A 17,343-nucleotide genomic window follows, 5' to 3' on the forward strand; every position below is an offset into this window, starting at 1 on the left:
GAAACCTCGCGGTTGCGCAGATGTTAAAGGCCCGCCACCCAAAAGGGCAGCGGGCCGTAGGAAGTTGCAGCAAGAACTTTCGGAGCGGCGCCTACGCGGTCGCCCACCACACGGTCGTGTCCGCGGGCACCTTCGCCTCGCCGCCGGCCTCCGTCACCTCACCGCTGGCGAGCAGTACGCGGCCGTACGCCGGGGTGTTCACCGACTCGCCCGTCGTGTTGGCGACGCACACGAACTCCCCGCGCCGGAAGGCGAGAACGCCCTCGGGGGCGCGCAGCCACTCCACCGACTCCCCCGCGCCCAGGTCGGACCGGCCGCGGCGGACGGCGAGGGCGGCGCGGTACAGCTCCAGGGTGGAGCCGGGCACGCCCTGCTGCGCCTCGACGCTCGACTCGCCCCAGGACGCCGGCTGCGGCAGCCAGCTGCCGCCGCTGCCGAAGCCGAAGGAGGAGCCCTCGCGGGTCCACGGGATCGGCACCCGGCAACCGTCCCGGAATCCGTCCTGGCCCGCGCCGCGGAAGTACGCCGGGTCCTGGCGCACCTCGTCCGGCAGGTCCACGACGTCCGGCAGGCCGAGCTCCTCGCCCTGGTAGACGTAGGCCGAGCCGGGCAGCGCCAGCATCAGCAGGGTGGCCGCGCGGGCCCGGCGCAGACCCAGTTCGCGGTCGCCGGCCGTGCGGATCTGGGTGCCGAGACCGGGCGGGTTGGCGAACCGGGTGACGTGGCGGGTGACGTCGTGGTTGGACAGCACCCAGGTGGCGGGGGCGCCGACCGGGCGCATGGCCTCCAGGGTGCTGTCGATGACCTTGCGCAGCGCCGCCGCGTCCCACTCCGTACCCAGGTACTGGAAGTTGAAGGCCTGGTGCAGCTCGTCCGGGCGGACGTAGTTGGCGGTGCGCTCGACCGTCGGCGTCCACGCCTCGGCGACGAAGATCCGCTCGCCCGCGTACTCGTCGAGGACCGTGCGCCACTGCCGGTAGATGTCGTGCACGCCGTCCTGGTCGAAGAACGGCATGACATCGTTGCCCAGCAGCTTGAGCTGCTCGTGGGACCCCAGGTCGGGCAGGCCCTGCGCCTTCACCAGGCCGTGGGCGACGTCGATGCGGAAGCCGTCGACGCCCATGTCCAGCCAGAAGCGCAGGATCGAGCGGAACTCGTCGCCGACCGCCGGGTGTTCCCAGTTGAAGTCGGGCTGCTCCGGGGCGAACAGGTGGAGGTACCACTCACCGTCCGCGGCGCGGGTCCAGGCCGGACCGCCGAAGATGGACTCCCAGTCGTTGGGCGGGAGTTCGCCGTTCGCGCCCTTGCCGGGCCGGAAGTGGTAGCGCTCGCGCAGCGGGGAGCCGGGGCCCTCCTCCAGCGCGCGCTTGAACCACTCGTGCTGGTCGGAGGAGTGGTTCGGGACCAGGTCGACGATGATCCTGAGCCCCAGTCCGTGGGCGTCGCGGATCAGCGCGTCGGCGTCCAGGAGGTTGCCGAACATGGGGTCCACGGCCCGGTAGTCGGCGACGTCGTAACCGGCGTCGGCCTGCGGCGAGGCGTAGAAGGGGCTGAGCCACACGGCGTCCACGCCGAGGTCGCGCAGGTAGGGGAGTCTGGAACGTACGCCCTCCAGGTCGCCCATGCCGTCGCCGTTGCTGTCGGCGAAGCTGCGCGGATAGACCTGGTAGATCACCGCGTCCCGCCACCAGTCGCGCTGGGCGACGGTGGCGACGGCGGTGTTTTCGGCCGGGTCGGCGGAGTGCTGGCTCATGGCGTCCTTGATGCGATGGGGGTCCCCCCGCTCGAGCACAGCCGAGAGTGGGGGAGGGAGGTCGGGTCGTCGAAGTCTGCGAAGGGTGACGAGGCGGCCGCGGTGCCTGCGGGGTCGGATGGGGCACCGCGGCCGCCACCCGCGCGGTCAGGCGCGCGGGAGCCGGGGTCGCGAGGGCGTCAGCCCTTCGTGCCGCCCGCGGTGAGGCCGGTCACCAGGTTCTTCTGCACGAGGTAGAAGAACGCGGAGACGGGTATCGCGACCAGCACGGCCGTGGCGGCCATCAGGTTGCGCTGGGCGTCGTGCTCGCTGACGAAGCTCTGGAGTCCGACGGCGAAGGTGTACTTCGTGTCGTCCAGCATGAACGTCGAGGCGAAGGCGACCTCGCCGAAGGCGGTGATGAAGTTGTAGAAGGCGGCGACCGCCAGGCCCGGCTTCGCGAGCGGCAGGATCAGCCGGACGAAGGTGCCGAAGGGGCTGAGCCCGTCGACGCGTCCGGCCTCGTCGATCTCGAACGGGATGGTGTCGAAATAGCCCTTGAGCAGCCAGGCGCTGTAGGGCACGGCGGTCGAGCAGTAGACCAGGATCAGACCGAGGTAGCTGTCGATGAGCTGGAGGTCCGACAGGATCTGGTACATCGGCACGATCAGGACCGCGATGGGGAACATCTGCGTGACCAGCAGCACCCACATCAGCTTGCGGTAGCCGGGGAAACGCATCCGGGAGACCGCGTAGCCGGTGGTGGCCGCGACGAGGACGCCGACGACCGTGGTGCCGAGCGAGACGATCAGCGAACTCTTCATCCAGTCGAAGAAGTTCGTGTGCTGGAGGACGAACGAGTAGTTGTCCAGCGTCATCTTGTCCCAGATGCGCCCGGGGTGGAGGTAGTCGTCCTTGTCCGGGCCGAGGGAGAGGTAGACCAGCCAGGCGATCGGGAACAGCGCGATCAGGCTGGCGACGGTCAGGATGCCGTGGGAGGCGAGGGAGCCGGCGAGGCTGCGCTCGCCACGGCGCGGGCTCTTGCTGCGGGCCTCGGCGGAGGGCTTCTCGTTCACCGCGGCGGAGGTCTCGACTGTGGTCGTACTCATGGGGACTCCTGCCTCAGATCGCGAGCTGCTGCTCGTTGCGGTTCAGCCAGCGGCGGTAGAACGAGGTGAACACGATCAGGATGGCCAGCAGCAGGATGCCGTAGGCCGCCGACTGCGCGAAGTCACGCGGCTGCTGTCCGAAGCCCAGGTAGTAGGCCCAGGTCACCAGGATCTGCGCGTCGGGGGCGGTGTTGCCGAACAGCAGGAAGATGACGGCGAACTGGTTGAAGGTCCAGATGATGCCGAGGAGGACGACGGTGGAGCTGACGGAACGCAGGCCCGGCAGGGTGACGTACCGGAAGCGCTGCCAGGCGTTGGCACCGTCCATCTCGGCGGCCTCGTACAGGGTGCCGTCGATGGACTGCAGGCCGCCGAGCAGCGAGACCATCATGAACGGCACACCGCACCAGGTGTTGACCATGATCGCGGCGAAGCGCTGCCAGAAGGTGTCCTCCAGCCACAGGGGCGAGGGCAGATGGAGCGCGTCGAGTGCGGAGTTGATGATGCCGCCGTCGGCGAGCATGAACCGCCAGCCGAACACGGTGACGAAGGTGGGCACGGCCCACGGCAGGACCAGGATCAGCCGGTAGAAGGTGCGGCCGCGCAGCTTCTGGTTGAGCAGCAGCGCCAGTCCGAGGCCGATGCCGTAGTGGAGCGCGACGCACAGCGCGGTCCACACGATCGTCCAGATGAAGTGCGACCAGAAGCGGTCGTACGACGTCGGGCCGAACAGGATGTCCTGGTAGTTGTCCAGGCCGATGAACTTGTAGGTGGCGTCGATGTGGTTGACGCCGATCGTGCGGGCCGTGTTGAGGCTGTTGGCGTCGGTGAGGGTGAGGTAGAGGCCGTACACCAGGGGGTAGAGCACGAGGACGCCGAGCACGACGGCCACGGGGGCGATCATCGCGTACGCGTACCAGTGCTTCTGGTATCCGTGCTTCAGGCGTTGGCCCAGCCCGGGCCGCGGCGCGCGGTCACCGCGGCGCTTGCCGGTGGCGCGGTCGATGGCGACTGTCATGTTCGACACCTTCTGGAAGTTCTGCGGCTCTGAGAAGTGGCTGGGCGGATACCGCCTCGGTGGCGGACCGGGTCAGGCCGGTGGCCGCCGGATCCTTCCCCCCATGAGTCAGGAGGATCCGACGGCCACTCGGGGTCACTTGCTGAAGTCCGGCACCAGCTTGGCGATGGCGGTCTCGACGTTGCCCAGACCCTTGTCGAGGGTCTCCTTGCCGCCCGCGATCTTGGGCAGTTCGGTGTCCAGCGGGCCCCACAGGGAGCTGTACTCGGGCAGCGCGGGGCGCGGCTGGGCGGCGGCGAGGACGCCCTGGTAGCCGGCGATGCCCGGGTCGGCCTTGACCTCGGCGGTGTAGGCGTCGTCACGCGTCGGCAGCGTGGAGTTCTTCAGCGCGATGGACGCCTGGGACTTCGCCGACGTCATGAAGTTGACGAACTTCAGCGAGGCCTCCTGGTGGGCCTTGTCCGAGCCGGCGTAGACCGAGAGGTTGTGGCCGCCGGTCGGGGCACCCGCCTTGCCGGTGGAGCCGGCCGGGACGGTGGCGATGCCGAGGTTGCTCTTGTCGGAGAACGCCGAACCCTTGTAGAAGTTCGTGATCTCCCAGGGGCCCTGCACGATCGCGGCGACCTTGCCGTTGACGAACGCGTCCTGGATGTGGGCGTAGGCGTCGGCGGTGGTGTCGGCCTTGTGCAGGCCCTTGCCGGCGAACAGACCCTGCCAGGTGCCGTACGCCTTCTTCGCGGCGTCCGAGTTCACCGTGATCTTCTTGCCGTCGGCGTCGACGGTGTCGGTGCCCTCGCCGTAGAGGAAGGACTGGGCGTAGTAGGCCTGGGTGGAGCCCCAGTAGCCGTCGACGCCGGTCTTGGCCTTGATGGTGGCCGCGTCCTTCTTCAGGTCGTCCCAGGTCTTGGGGGCCTCGGCGATGCCGGCCTTCTGGAAGAGCTGCTTGTTGTAGACCAGCGCGAGGGTGTCGGTGACCAGCGGCACGCCGTAGGTCTTGCCGTCGTACTGGGCCTGCGTGATCAGGTTGGACTTGAACTTGGCCTGGTCCGCGAGCGCCTCGGTGCCGTCGAGCGGCAGGAAGTAGCCCTTCTTGGCGAAGGCGGGGGTCCAGCCGACCTCGGAGCGCAGGATGTCCGGGGCGCCGGAGGCACCGGCGGCCGTGTCGAACTTGTTCTGCGCCTGGTCGAACGGCACGTTGACGTACTTGACCTTGATGTTCTTGTTGGCGGCCTCGAACTCCTTGACCAAGGCCTGGTACGTCGGTGCCTCGTTGGTGGCGTTGGACGTGTCCCACCACGTGATGGTGACCGGACCGTCGGCCTTGTCGCCGCTGTCGCTGCCGCCGCAGGCCGTCGCCGCGAGGGCGAAAGACGCCACCAGCGCGCTGGCCGCTATGCCACGCCGCATGAGTTCTCCTTGAGGGTGAAAGCCCGTGTGCTACAGGTGGCGGTCCCGTCCGCCGCCCCTGTCGACTTGCCGACTGCGCCGTTGCGGCCGCCGGGCGACGAGAACGTAACAGCCATGTAAGCGTTGCGAAAGACCTTGCAGAAAAAAAGCGCAAGAGGTCACGGAAGTTACGCCGCCGTGACCTCTTGTCCACCGTCGCGAGACCCGTGTATTCCGGGGCTGAGCGGGATGGGGCCGGGTTGTGCAAGACTCTGCAAGCTCTTGCTAACCGTTACCCGCGCGGGGACCATCTCTTGCGGGACAGGATGCCGACCAGAACACGAGGACCGCGATGACGCAGCAGCCCGGGGCGGGGCGGCCAACCGCTCGCACACGGCGTCCGATTGGTGTGCAAGGCGGCATGCGACCGGTACAGTCCGGTGCCGTGACCACACGGCTTGCCGACATCGCAGCGCAGGCGGGGGTGAGCGAAGCGACCGTCAGCCGCGTCCTCAACGGGAAGCCGGGCGTCGCCGCCACCACCCGTCAGTCCGTGCTGGCCGCGCTCGACGTGCTGGGCTACGAACGTCCGGTGCGGCTGCGGCAGCGCAGCGCGGGTCTGGTGGGCCTGATCACCCCGGAGCTGGAGAACCCCATATTCCCGGCCCTCGCCCAGGTCATCGGCCAGGCGCTGACCAGGCAGGGCTACACCCCGGTGCTCGCCACCCAGACCCCCGGCGGATCGACGGAGGACGAGCTGACGGAGATGCTCGTCGACCGCGGGGTCGCCGGGATCATCTACGTCTCCGGGCTGCACGCGGACACCACCGCCGACATGCAGCGCTACGAGCAGCTGCGGGCGCAGGGCGTGCCGTTCGTGCTCGTCGACGGCTTCTCCCCCAAGGTGCAGGCGCCGTTCATCTCCCCCGACGACCGGGCCGCCATGACGCTGGCGGTCACGCACCTGGTGTCGCTCGGCCACACCCGGATCGGACTGGCGCTCGGCCCGAAGCGGTTCGTACCGGTCCAGCGGAAGATCGACGGTTTCGTCCGGGCGGTGCAGGATCAGCTGGGGCTGGCCGCCGAGACCATCGAGACCGAGCTCGTCCAGCACTCGCTGTACACCCTGGAGGGCGGCCAGGCCGCCACCACGGCGCTCATCGACCGCGACTGCACGGCGGTCGTCTGCGCCAGCGACATGATGGCGCTGGGCGCGATACGGGCGGCGCGGCAGCGGGGGCTGAGCGTCCCGCAGGACGTGTCGGTGGTCGGCTTCGACGACTCCCCGCTGATCGCCTTCACCGACCCGCCGCTGACCACGATCCGCAAGCCGGTCCCGGCGATGGGACAGGCCGCGGTGCGCACCTTGCTCGAGGAGATCGGCGGGACGCCCGCGCCGCACAGCGAGTTCGTGTTCATGCCGGAGCTGGTGGTGCGGGGATCGACCGCTTCGGCCCCTGGGGACCGGAATCGTCCTTAGGGCGGAGAATCGGGCGGATTGCACCGTACGCCGGTAGGAGCGGCGGGAATCCCATGGCAGTAGGACATGCGGCCCGTGCCCGACCAGGGGATGATCGGTGCCGGAACGCTTTTCTGGCAGACTTTGCTCCTATGGGTGAACCGACCGTGACGACACAGGAAGGCCGCGAACGGGCGGCCGTTCCGCAGTCCGTCGCGGACGGCCCGAACCGGGGTCCGCTGCGTCGGCTGCGCACTCCGCGCCGGCCCCGGCTGTGGTTCGAGATCCTGCTGATCGGGGTGAGTTACTGGACGTACTCACTGATCCGCAACGCGGTCCCGGAGCAGCGGGCCGAGGCGCTGCGCAACGCCGACTGGATCTGGCGGTCCGAGCACCGGCTGGGCATCGCCGTCGAGCAATCGGTCAACCACGCCGTGAACTCGGCGACTTGGCTGATCATCGGCATGAACTACTACTACGCGACGCTGCACTTCGTGGTGACGCTGGCGGTGCTGGTGTGGCTGTACCGCCGGCATCCCGGACGCTACGCGGCGACGCGGCTCGCGCTGTTCGCGACGACGGGAGTGGCCCTGGTCGGCTACTACCTGTATCCGCTGGCGCCGCCGCGGCTGATGAACGGCGGGGGCTTCGTCGACACGGTGATGGTGCACCACACCTGGGGTTCGATGGCGTCCGGCGACCTGAAGCACATGTCGAACCAGTACGCCGCGATGCCGTCGATGCACATCGGCTGGTCCCTGTGGTGCGGGCTGACGGTCTTCGCGCTGGCGCGCGTCCCGTGGGTGCGGGTGCTGGGGCTGCTCTACCCGGCGGCGACCCTGGTGGTCATCGTCGCCACGGCCAACCACTTCTGGCTGGACGCGGTGGGCGGCCTGCTGTGCCTCGGCTTCGGTTTCGCGGTGACCCGCCTCTGGTACGGGGCTCTGCCGTACGCCCTGCCGAGCGCGCCATGGAACGAACGCTTCCGGCACGTCCGCCCGGCGGACCCCGTCGCTCGCCCGTCGGACTCGGTCGGCTGAGGCGCCCTTCGTCCGCACCGCCGGGGCCCTCATCGGCCCGGGCCGCCGGGGCTTTCCTCGCCTCGCGCCGCCGAGGCCGTCCGCACCCCCGGGCTCAGCCCGTGCCGTCGCCGACGCCCGTCCCGGCCGCCTCCCGCAGCGCCCGCACGAACGCCCGCAGGGCCGGTTGCGGTGGCGCCGTCGCGCGTACCGCCGCGTAGATCGAGCGCACCGGCTCCGGTTCCCGCACCTCGCGCACCACGACATCGGGATGGCGCCCGCCCAGGCCCAGCCGCGGGATCAGGGTCACGCCCAGGCCGGCCGCGACGAAGCCCTGGGCGGTGACGTAGTCCTCGCTCTCGACGACGAAGCGGGGGCGGAAGCCGGCGGCCTCGCAGGCGGCGAGCTGGGCGGACAGGCAGGGGCCGGGCCACTCGCTGCCCACCCATGGTTCGGCCGCCAGGTCGGCGAGGCGGACGTCGGGGCGCTCCGCGAGCGGGTGGCCGGGCGGGAGCACGGCGAGATAGGGGTCGTCCAGGAGGTGCAGCAGCCGGACACCGTCGGGGGCGCCTGCCCCGCTCCGGGTTCCGGAGCCGCCCGGGACAGCGGGAGCCTCCGGGGCCCCGGAGGCTCCCAGGAGTCCGGCAGCGCCCCGGGTCCCCGGGGTGGCGACCAGGAGCGCCAGGTCCGCTCGGCCCTCCTTCACCTCCGGCAGCGGGTCCTCGGGGTCGGTCAGCCTCAGTTCGACGCGTACCGCTGGGTGCTCGGTCCGCAGCCGGGCCACCGCGGGGGCGACCAGCGCGGCACCGGCGGTGGCGAAGTAGCGCACCGAGAGGCGGCCCGTGCGCCCGGCCAGCAGGTCGGCCAGCGCCGTCTCCGCCTCGGCGACCTGGCGGCCGATCGAGTCCGCGTACTCGGTGAGCAGCAGGCCGGCCGCCGTGGGGCGGACCCCGCGTCCGACCCGTTCCAGCAACTCCGCCCCGGCCTCCTTCTCCAGCGTCGCCACCTGCTGGCTGACGGCGGACGGCGTGTAGCCGAGGATCGCCGCGGCCGCCGTCACCGATCCGCTGCTCACCACTGCCCGGAGCACCTGCATGCGTCGCACATCAAGCATGCAGTTCAGCTTAATTGTCCATGCATTACTTTTCACTTGTCCTGACAGAACTTACGGCGGAGCCTTTTCTCATGCCGCTCGCCTCCACTCTCCGCATGGCCGCCCTCGCCCTTCTGTGGGGCTCCGGGTTCCTCTGGATCAAACTCGCCCTGAACCACGGCCTCTCCCCCGTCCAGCTCACGATCGCCCGCTGCGCCCTGGGCACCGTCGTCCTGCTGGTCCTGGCCCGGTCGGCGGGACAGCGTCTGCCCCGCTCCCGTGCCACCTGGGGGCATCTGTTCGTGGCCGCCCTCTTCTGCAACGCCGTGCCCTTCGCGCTGTTCGGCCTGGGCGAGCAGACCGTCGACTCGGGCGTCGCGGGCGTCCTGAACGCCACCACGCCCCTGTGGTCGCTCCTCATCGGCGTCGTGCTGGGCACCGACCGCGGGCTCGGCGCGGTCCGGTCGGCCGGGCTGTTCCTCGGCTTCGCCGGCACCCTGCTGATCTTCGCGCCCTGGCAGCGGTCGGGGCTACTGAGCTGGGGCGCCCTCGCCCTGCTCGCCGCCGCCGCGAGTTACGCCGTCGCCTTCGCCTACATGGCGCGGCGCCTCACCGACCGCCGGGCACCGCTGGCGATGTCGGCCGCGCAGCTCCTCGCCGCCACCGGCTTGAGCGCCCTCGCCCTCCCGGCCGCCGGGCCGCTGCATCCCGACCTCACCGGTCTGCTGGCCGTCACCGCTCTCGGGGTACTCGCCACCGGCGTCACCTTCTACCTCAACTACCGCCTGATCGCCGACGAGGGCCCGACCAGCGCGGCCACGGTCGGCTATCTGCTGCCGGTGGTGTCGGTGGCGCTGGGCGCGGTGGTGCTGGACGAGGACGTGAGCGTGCGGGTCGTGGTCGGGGTGGCGGTGGTGCTGGCGGGGGTGGGACTGACCCGGCTCCACCCGCGCAGGTCGCCCACGCCGCCCGTCACGTCCGTACCGCCCACGCCGCCCGTCACGTCCGTACCGCCTACGCCGCCCGTCACGTCCGTACCGCCCAAGCGGCCCGTCACGTCCGTACCGCCCACCCCTCCGGTGCCGCCCAGCCCTCCGGTGCCGCCCGTCCCGTCGGTCGCCGCCCGGCGTGATGGCCGCGACGCCTACCGCTCGCCCGCCGCGCCGTAGAACAGCTCCTCGACCACCGCCCGCGCCCTGCGTGCCGTACGCCGGTACGCGTCGAGCATGTCGCCCACATGACCGGGGCTGTAGCCCAGATACCGGCCCACGGCGGCCAGTTCGCGGGGGTCGGAGGGGAAGGTGTCGCCCGCCCGGCCGCGTACCAGCATCACCGCGTTGCGCACCCGGGTCGCCAGGATCCACGCCTCGTCGAGCGTCTCGGCGTCCTCGCCTGAGAGCAGTTCGGCGGCGCGGGCGGCGGCCAGCGCCTCCCGGGTGCGGGTGGTGCGCAGGCCCGGCTCCACCCAGCCGTGCCGCAACTGGATCAGCTGCACGGTCCATTCGACGTCGGACAGACCGCCGGAGCCGAGCTTGGTGTGCAGCTTGGGGTCGGCGCCGCGCGGCAGCCGCTCGGACTCCATCCGGGCCTTCAGCCGGCGGATCTCGCGCACCGCCTCGTCGCCGAGCCCCTCCGCCGGGTAGCGCAACGGGTCGACGAGCTCCATGAAGCGTCGGCCCAACTCCTCGTCCCCGGCGACCGGTTCGGCCCGCAGCAGGGCCTGCGACTCCCAGATCAGTGACCAGCGGCGGTAGTAGGCCTCGTAGGACTTCAACGTCCTCACCATCGGGCCGGACTTGCCCTCCGGGCGCAGGTCGGCGTCGATGAGGAGGGGCGGGTCGGCGCTGGGGATCTGGAGCAGTCGGCGCATCTCGGAGACGACCTTGTTGGCCGCGTCGGTGGCCTCCCGGTCGCTGACGCCGTCGCGCGGCTCATGCACGAACAGGACGTCCGCGTCGGAGCCGTAGCCGAGTTCGTGGCCGCCGAAGCGGCCCATGCCGATGACGGCGAAGTGGGTGGGGAGCTCGTCCCCCCAGGTCTCGCGGACGGCGGCGCGCAGGGTGCCGGCGAGGGTCGCGGCGGTCAGGTCGGAGATCGCACCGCCGATCCGGTCCACCAGCGCGCCCTGGTCCGTCTCCACCGGCTGGGTCTCGGTGCCGTAGGAGCCGACGATGTCGGTGGCGGCCGTACGGAACAGTTCGCGGCGACGGACGCCACGGGCGGCCCTGACCCCCTGTTCGGCGTTCTCGGCGCGGCCTACGGCGGCGAGTATCTCCTGCTCCAGGTGGGCGCGGGGCCGGGGGCGCAGTCCGCCCCCGCCGCCGTCGCCGTCGCCCAGCAGGGCCACGGCCTCGGGCGCGCGCATGAGGAGGTCCGGGGCGAGGCGGCCAGCGGAGAGGACCCGGGCGAGGTTCTCGGCGGCGGCGCCCTCGTCGCGGAGCAGCCGCAGGTACCACGGCGTCTTGCCCAAGGCGTCGGACACCTTGCGGAAGTTGAGCAGGCCCGCGTCCGGTTCGGCGGAGTCCGCGAACCAGCCCAGCAGGACGGGCAGCAGGGTGCGCTGGATGGCGGCCTTGCGGGTGACGCCGGAAGCGAGGGCCTCCAGGTGGCGCAGGGCGGCGGCCGGGTCGGCGTAGCCGAGGGCGATCAGCCGTTCGCGGGCCGCCTCGGCACTCAACCTGGCCTCGCCGGGGGCGAGTTGGGCGACCGCGTCGAGGAGCGGCCGGTAGAAGAGCTTCTCGTGCAGTCGGCGTACGACTCCGGTGTGCCGTTTCCACTCGCGGATCAGGTCGGCGCCCGGGTCGCTGCGCAGGCCGAGGGAGCGGCCGATTCGGCGCAGGTCGGCCTCGTCCTCGGGGACGAGGTGGGTGCGGCGCAGCCGGTACAGCTGGATACGGTGTTCCAGCGAGCGCAGGAAGCGGTAGGCCTCGTCGAGCTGGATGGCGTCCGCGCGGCCGACGTAGCCCCCGGCGGCCAGGGCGTGGAGGGCGTCGAGGGTGGTGCCGCTGCGCAGCGAGACGTCCGCCCGTCCGTGCACCAGCTGGAGCAGCTGGACGGCGAACTCGACGTCCCTGAGACCGCCCGGACCCAGTTTCAGTTCGCGGTCGACCTCGGCGACCGGGATGTTCTCGACGACGCGGCGGCGCATCTTCTGCACGTCGGCGACGAAGTTCTCGCGCTCGGCGACCTGCCAGACGAGGGGTTCGAGGGCGGCGACGTACTCCTCGCCCAGTGCGAGGTCCCCGGCGACCGGGCGGGCCTTGAGCAGCGCCTGGAACTCCCAGGTCTTGGCCCAGCGCTGGTAGTAGGCGAGGTGGCTGGCGAGGGTGCGCACCAGCGGACCGTTTCGGCCCTCGGGGCGCAGGTTGGCGTCGACGGGCCAGATGGAGCCCTCGACGGTGGTCTCGGAGCAGATCCGCATCATGTGGGAGGCCAGCTTCGTGGCGGACCTGAGGGCCTTGCCCTCGTCGGCGCCCTCGACGGCCTCGCCGACGAAGATGACGTCGACGTCGGAGACGTAGTTGAGCTCGTGGCCGCCGCACTTGCCCATCGCGATCACGGCGAGCCGGCACCGGGCGGCGTCCTCGGGCGCGTCGGCCCGGGCCAGGGCGAGGGCGGCGCGCAGGGTCGCGGTGGCCAGGTCGGCGAGCTCGGCGGCGGTCTCGGCGAGGCCGGTGGTGCCGCACACGTCCCGGGCGGCGATGGACAGCAGGCAGCGGCGGTAGGCGACGCGCAGGGAGACGGGGTCGTCGGCCTCCGCCAGGCCCCGTTCGAACTCCTCCACCCCTGGGTGCAGGTCGCGCGGTTCGTAGGTGACGAGCGTCTCCCAGTCGCGCGGGTGCCGGGCGAGGTGGTCGGCGAGCGCGCTGGAGGCGCCGAGCACCCCGAGCAGCCGGTCGCGCAGCGGCTTGGCCGCTATCAGCGTGTCGAGCAGTTCACGGCGGGCCGTGGCGGGGCCGGGCTGTGCCTCCAGCAGCCGGACCAGGCCGTGCAGGGCGAGGTCCGGGTCCGCGGTCGCGCCCAGCGCCTCCAGGAGCACCGGGTCGTCGCGGACGCCCGCGAGCTCCGGGCTGTCCAGCAGCCGTTCCGCGGCGGAGGGATCGGTGAAGCCGTGCCGCAGCAGCCTGGTGAAGGTGCTGCTCCTGCGCCCCGGCGCCGTCATCCCCGGCCTCCCGTCGGATCAAGGGATCGGATCAAGCGATCGGATCAAGGTCGTGCTGGCCCGAGCCTAGCCGCAGTGCCCGGCCGAAGCTCCGGGGCCGGTACCGATGAGTTACGCCGACGGGCGGGGTCGGTACTGGTGGAGGAGGATCCTGCCCCGGAGGGAGACGCCATGACGCACGAGGATCCGAAGACAGCTCTCGACCCGCGCTACAGCAGCCCCGACGCCCGGCCGACCCCGTGGCCGCAGGCCGTCGAACAGCTGGCCGCGGCCGAGCTCTACTGGCTGTCGACCGTACGGCCGGACGGACGGCCGCACGTGACCCCGCTGATCGGCGTGTGGCGGGACGGAGCACTGCACTTCTCCACCGGCGCGGAGGAGCGCAAGGCGCTGAACCTGGCGGGGAATCCGCACGTCGTGCTCACCACGGGCACCAGCGCCTGGGCACAGGGGCTCGACCTGGTGGTCGAGGGCGAGGCGGTGCGCGTCACCGACGCCGCCCGGTTGCGCGAGCTCGCCCGGGCGTGGGAGGAGAAGTACGGCCCCGTATGGCACTTCGACGTACGGGAGGACGGCGCGTTCCAGGCCAAGCACGGGCCCGCGTTCGTGTTCGCGGTGACACCCCGCACCGCCTTCGGCTTCGGCAAGGGGGAGACGTTCAGCCAGACGCGCTGGCGGTTCGAGTGACGCCCGTGCGCGACGGACGCGGCCGTCATCTGTCGTCCCGAGGGCCACGGGTGTCGTCCCGACGGCCACGGGTGTCGTCCCGACGGCCACGGGTGTCGCCTCGAGGGCCACGACGACTCCCTCGAGGACCCCGACGGCGGGGTCCCCCCGCGCCCGTTCGGGCGTGCGGCAGTAGTTCATCCGGTCTTCACCCGCCGGGTCGGACGGCGTAGGTCGGGGCAATTTTGGCGTGCGCATGATCTGTGCGCACCATCGCCCTCGCCCTTCCCCCACCGGAGGTAGATGTGTCCGGCAGTTCCGTGTACCGCCGCAGTCGCACAGCCGTGGCGTCCGGGGTGGCCCTCGCGGTCGCCGCGGTCGGCCTGTGGACCGGACTCGGCGGCCCCTCGACCGCGCAGGCCGCGGCCGGAGTGCCGAGCCCGGACCACGTGGTCGTCGTGGTCTTCGAGAACCACGCGTACAGCCAGGTCATCGGCTCCTCCAGCGCCCCCTACATCAACTCGCTCCGCACGGGCGGCGCCAACCTCTCCCAGTCCTACGCCGAGACCCACCCGAGCCAGCCGAACTACTTCGCGCTGTTCTCCGGCTCCACCCAGGGCGTCACCGACGACGGCTGCTACACGCCCGGCTTCTCCTCGGCCGCGAACCTGGCCTCCGAGCTGATCGCCGCGGGCCACACCTGGGCCAGCTACAACGAGACGCTGCCCAGCCAGGGCTCGACGACGTGCAGCAGCGGCAAGTACGCCCGCAAGCACAACCCCTGGTTCGGCTTCAGCAACGTGCCCACGTCCACGGCGAAGACCTTCGCGCAGTTCCCGACCGACTACACCACCCTGCCGGACGTCTCCTTCGTCGTCCCCAACCTGTGCAGCGACATGCACGACTGCTCGGTGTCGAGCGGTGACACCTGGCTGAAGAACAACCTGAGCGCATACGCCACCTGGGCCAAGACCCACGACAGCCTCCTCGTCGTCACCTTCGACGAGGACAACCGGCTCAGCGGCAACCGCATCCCGACGGTCCTGTACGGCCAGCCCGTCACGGCCGGGGCCAGTTCGGCGACCACCTACAACCACTACGACCTGCTGCGCACCCTGGAGGACTCGCAGGGCCTGAGCACCCACGCGGGCAACGCGGCCTCAGCCAAGGACATCACGGGCGTCTGGACGTCCTGACATGTACGTCGCGGACAGCCGTGCCGGGGCTCCCGGCGCGCCGGTGTCCGCGGACGGCGCCGCCCGGTCTCCCGCCGGGCGGCGCCGCGCCGCGGTCGCACCCACGGTCCTCGCGCTCGGCACGGTCAGCCTGATCACCGACGTGTCCTCGGAGATGGTGACGGCGGTGCTCCCGCTGTACCTGGTGGCGGGCCTGGGCCTGTCCCCGCTGGGCTTCGGGCTCCTGGACGGGGTCTACAACGGCTTCTCGGCGCTGGTGCGGCTGGCCGGGGGCCATCTGGCCGACCGGGGCGGCGGCCGGCACAAATGGGTGGCGGGCCTCGGCTACGGCATCTCGGCCCTGTGCAAACCGCTCCTGCTGCTGGCGCACACGCTCACCCCGATCGGTCTGGTGCTGGCCGCCGACCGCACCGGCAAGGGCCTGCGCACCGCCCCGCGCGACGCGCTGATCTCACTGTCCAGCACGCCCGAGACCCGCGGCCGGGCCTTCGGCGTGCACCGCGCGATGGACACGGCGGGCGCGCTGCTCGGCCCGCTGGCGGCGTTCCTGATCCTGCGGGCGACGGTGGACGGCTACGACGCCGTGTTCACCGTGAGCTTCTGTGTCGCGGTGACCGGGGTGCTGGTCCTGGTGCTGTTCGTACCCAACGGCGGCCCGGCCACCGCGACCACGCCCGCGACCACCCCGCCCACGCCTGCGATTACCTCAAGCACCCCGACTGCCACCCGGCGCGCCGCGCCGACGCAGACCGCGCGCCCCACGCTCCGCGCCGCCCTGGGCCTGCTGCGCCGGCGCGACCTGCGCCGCCTCACGGTCTGCGCCCTGCTGCTGGGCCTGGCCACGGTCAGCGACTCCTTCGTCTACCTGCTGCTGCAACGCCGCCTGGGCGTCCCCGACCGCTGGTTCGCGCTGCTGCCGCTGGGCACGGCGGCGGCCTTCCTGCTGCTGGCGGTACCGCTGGGGCGGCTGGCGGACCGGATGGGCGGCCGCCGGGTGTTCCTGGCCGGCCACGGCGCGCTGCTCCTGGCGTACGGCGTCCTGCTCTCCTCCTGGCACGGCACGGCGCTGCCGTACGCCGTCCTCCTCCTGCACGGCGGCTTCTACGCGGCCACCGACGGGGTGCTGATGGCGGCGGCCTCGGACAGCGTGCCGGAGGCGCTGCGCTCGTCCGGTCTGGCCCTGGTGCAGACGGGCCAGGCACTCGCCCGTTTCACCTGCTCGCTGGGGTTCGGGGCGGCCTGGACGCTGTGGGGCGACCGTACGGCGCTGCTGGTGTCGACGGTGGCGCTCGCGGTGTGCGCGCTCTGCTGCTCGCGGGTCCTGCGTCCCACCCGGGAGGAAACCTCATGACCGTACGTCACCGCGTCCTGGTCCTCGTCGCGGCCGTCGCCGTCCTGGCGGCGGTCGCGGTGGGCTCGGTCCTGCACGCCTCGGCGCGGGCGGAGCGCCGCGACCGGACGCAGGCGGGCGGCCCCACGGTCACGCCGGGGCCGGTCACCCTGAACGCCGCCCGCCGCATGGTGTTCCGCAACATGGCCTGGGGCCCGCACCGCGACGAGCTGACGACGGTCCCGGCGTCGGACCCCGCGGGCCCGCGGACCTCCTCCGGCGTCACGTGCCTGCGTTTCCACGCCGCCGCCGGCACCGGCGTGTGCCTCCGGGCCGTGCACGGCCCGGTCTCGGACACGTACCGCGCGCTGGTCCTCGACGCCCACCTGAAGGAGACGGCCCACTACGACGTCCCCGGCATCCCCTCCCGCGCCCGGGTCTCCCCCACCGGCCACTTCGCCACCTGGACGGCGTTCGTCGGCGGTGACTCCTACGCCGGGACGAACTTCTCCACCCGGGCGGCGATCGTGGACACCCGGACGGGACGGCTGATCCCTTCCCTGGAGGCGTTCCGGATCGTGAAGGACGGCCGCGCCTACCGGGCGGCCGACGCCAACTTCTGGGGCGTGACCTTCGCGGCGGACGACCGCACGTTCTACGCGACGCTGGCGACCAAGGGGAAGACCTATCTGGTCCGTGGCGACCTGCGCACGCGCACGGTGACGACGCTGCGCACGAACGTGGAGTGCCCGTCCCTCTCCCCCGACGGCACCCGGGTCGCCTTCAAGAAGCGCGTCCCCGGCCTGTCCGCCGACGCCCCCTGGCGGCTGTACGTCCTCGATCTGCGCACCCTGCGCGAGCGGCCGCTCGCCGAGCCCCGCAGCGTCGACGACCAGGCCGTCTGGCGCGACGACCACACCCTCGTCTACGCCCTGCCGGGCGACTACGGAGCGGACCTCTACGAGATCCCGTCCGACGGAACGGGCACGCCACACCGGATCAGCACGGCGGCGGTGTCCCCCGCGTACGTCGGCTGATCCGGCCACGGCGACCGCGTCACAGCACCGGCAGGTTCTTCCGCAGCTCGAACGCGGTGACCTCGCTGCGGTACTCGTGCCATTCGGCGCGCTTGTTGCGCAGGAAGTGACGAGGCCCCGGAGCGACCTCGTGCGA

The 17,343-nt window shown here is 71.7% G+C and carries 13 protein-coding genes and 1 pseudogene; 7 read left to right on the top strand and 7 right to left on the bottom strand.

Translation table 11 applies throughout. The annotated features are described in order from the left end of the window. Positions 1–91 precede the first annotated feature (91 nt). From ACFV0T_RS32360 to ACFV0T_RS32375, 4 genes are all read right to left on the bottom strand, one after another. Positions 92–1,753, bottom strand: coding sequence for a glycoside hydrolase family 13 protein (locus ACFV0T_RS32360; protein WP_385786987.1), 1,662 nt, complete (start codon positions 1,751–1,753; stop codon positions 92–94). A 179-nt stretch (positions 1,754–1,932) separates the two neighbouring features. After that, entirely contained in the window at positions 1,933–2,841 is a 909-nt protein-coding gene (locus ACFV0T_RS32365; protein WP_385786990.1) for a sugar ABC transporter permease, read from the bottom strand. Positions 2,842–2,854: 13 nt separating this feature from the next. Next, positions 2,855–3,859, bottom strand: a complete 1,005-nt coding sequence (locus ACFV0T_RS32370; protein WP_385786993.1) for a carbohydrate ABC transporter permease — start codon at positions 3,857–3,859, stop codon at positions 2,855–2,857. 135 nt (positions 3,860–3,994) lie between these two features. Next, on the bottom strand, positions 3,995–5,266 hold the full coding sequence (locus ACFV0T_RS32375; RefSeq protein ID WP_385786996.1) for an extracellular solute-binding protein: 1,272 nt from the start codon (positions 5,264–5,266) through the stop codon (positions 3,995–3,997). 424 nt (positions 5,267–5,690) lie between these two features. Here ACFV0T_RS32375 and ACFV0T_RS32380 point away from each other — a divergent pair, with 424 nt between their 5' ends. Both ACFV0T_RS32380 and ACFV0T_RS32385 read left to right on the top strand, forming a co-directional pair. Beyond that, a complete protein-coding gene (locus tag ACFV0T_RS32380) occupies positions 5,691–6,725 on the top strand; it encodes a LacI family DNA-binding transcriptional regulator (protein WP_385786999.1) in 1,035 nt (344 codons plus the stop codon). 131 nt (positions 6,726–6,856) lie between these two features. Beyond that, positions 6,857–7,744, top strand: coding sequence for a phosphatase PAP2 family protein (locus ACFV0T_RS32385; protein ID WP_385787001.1), 888 nt, complete (start codon positions 6,857–6,859; stop codon positions 7,742–7,744). A gap of 94 nt (positions 7,745–7,838) precedes the next feature. Here ACFV0T_RS32385 and ACFV0T_RS32390 read toward each other — a convergent pair whose 3' ends face one another. Further along, a complete protein-coding gene (locus ACFV0T_RS32390) occupies positions 7,839–8,837 on the bottom strand; it encodes a LysR family transcriptional regulator (RefSeq protein WP_385787004.1) in 999 nt (332 codons plus the stop codon). A 71-nt stretch (positions 8,838–8,908) separates the two neighbouring features. On the opposite strand from ACFV0T_RS32390, the gene ACFV0T_RS32395 reads away from it, so the two are divergent. Beyond that, entirely contained in the window at positions 8,909–9,985 is a 1,077-nt protein-coding gene (locus ACFV0T_RS32395) for a DMT family transporter (RefSeq protein WP_385787007.1), read from the top strand. On the opposite strand, the gene ACFV0T_RS32400 is transcribed toward ACFV0T_RS32395, so the two are convergent. Further along, complete coding sequence (locus ACFV0T_RS32400) at positions 9,961–12,978, bottom strand: bifunctional [glutamine synthetase] adenylyltransferase/[glutamine synthetase]-adenylyl-L-tyrosine phosphorylase (protein WP_385787009.1); 3,018 nt, start codon at positions 12,976–12,978, stop codon at positions 9,961–9,963. The two genes, ACFV0T_RS32395 and ACFV0T_RS32400, sit on opposite strands and share 25 nt — an antisense overlap. Positions 12,979–13,149: 171 nt before the next feature. On the opposite strand from ACFV0T_RS32400, the gene ACFV0T_RS32405 reads away from it, so the two are divergent. The 4 genes from ACFV0T_RS32405 (at position 13,150) to ACFV0T_RS32420 (ending at position 17,207) form a co-directional block, all read left to right on the top strand. Then, the gene (locus ACFV0T_RS32405) at positions 13,150–13,665 is read left to right on the top strand and encodes a pyridoxamine 5'-phosphate oxidase family protein (protein WP_385787012.1); all 516 of its coding nucleotides are present in this window, start codon (positions 13,150–13,152) and stop codon (positions 13,663–13,665) included. A 284-nt stretch (positions 13,666–13,949) separates the two neighbouring features. Continuing rightward, positions 13,950–14,840 (top strand): alkaline phosphatase family protein, encoded by an 891-nt coding sequence (locus ACFV0T_RS32410; protein ID WP_385787015.1) that lies wholly within the window; start codon positions 13,950–13,952, stop codon positions 14,838–14,840. A gap of 1 nt (position 14,841) precedes the next feature. Further along, the gene (locus tag ACFV0T_RS32415; RefSeq protein ID WP_385787018.1) at positions 14,842–16,191 is read left to right on the top strand and encodes an MFS transporter; all 1,350 of its coding nucleotides are present in this window, start codon (positions 14,842–14,844) and stop codon (positions 16,189–16,191) included. Then, positions 16,188–17,207 carry a TolB-like translocation protein gene (locus tag ACFV0T_RS32420; RefSeq protein WP_385787020.1) on the top strand — a complete coding sequence of 340 codons (1,020 nt, stop codon included), beginning with the start codon at positions 16,188–16,190 and terminating at the stop codon, positions 17,205–17,207. The genes ACFV0T_RS32415 and ACFV0T_RS32420 overlap by 4 nt, the downstream gene beginning before the upstream one ends. Before the next feature lie 19 nt (positions 17,208–17,226). On the opposite strand, the pseudogene ACFV0T_RS32425 reads toward ACFV0T_RS32420, so the two are convergent. Further along, positions 17,227–17,313, bottom strand: a pseudogene (locus ACFV0T_RS32425) (glutamine synthetase); the annotation flags it as partial. Positions 17,314–17,343 lie beyond the last annotated feature (30 nt).

The organism is Streptomyces sp. NPDC059582 (assembly GCF_042735715.1).
In the GTDB taxonomy this organism is placed as follows: Bacteria; Actinomycetota; Actinomycetes; order Streptomycetales; family Streptomycetaceae; genus Streptomyces.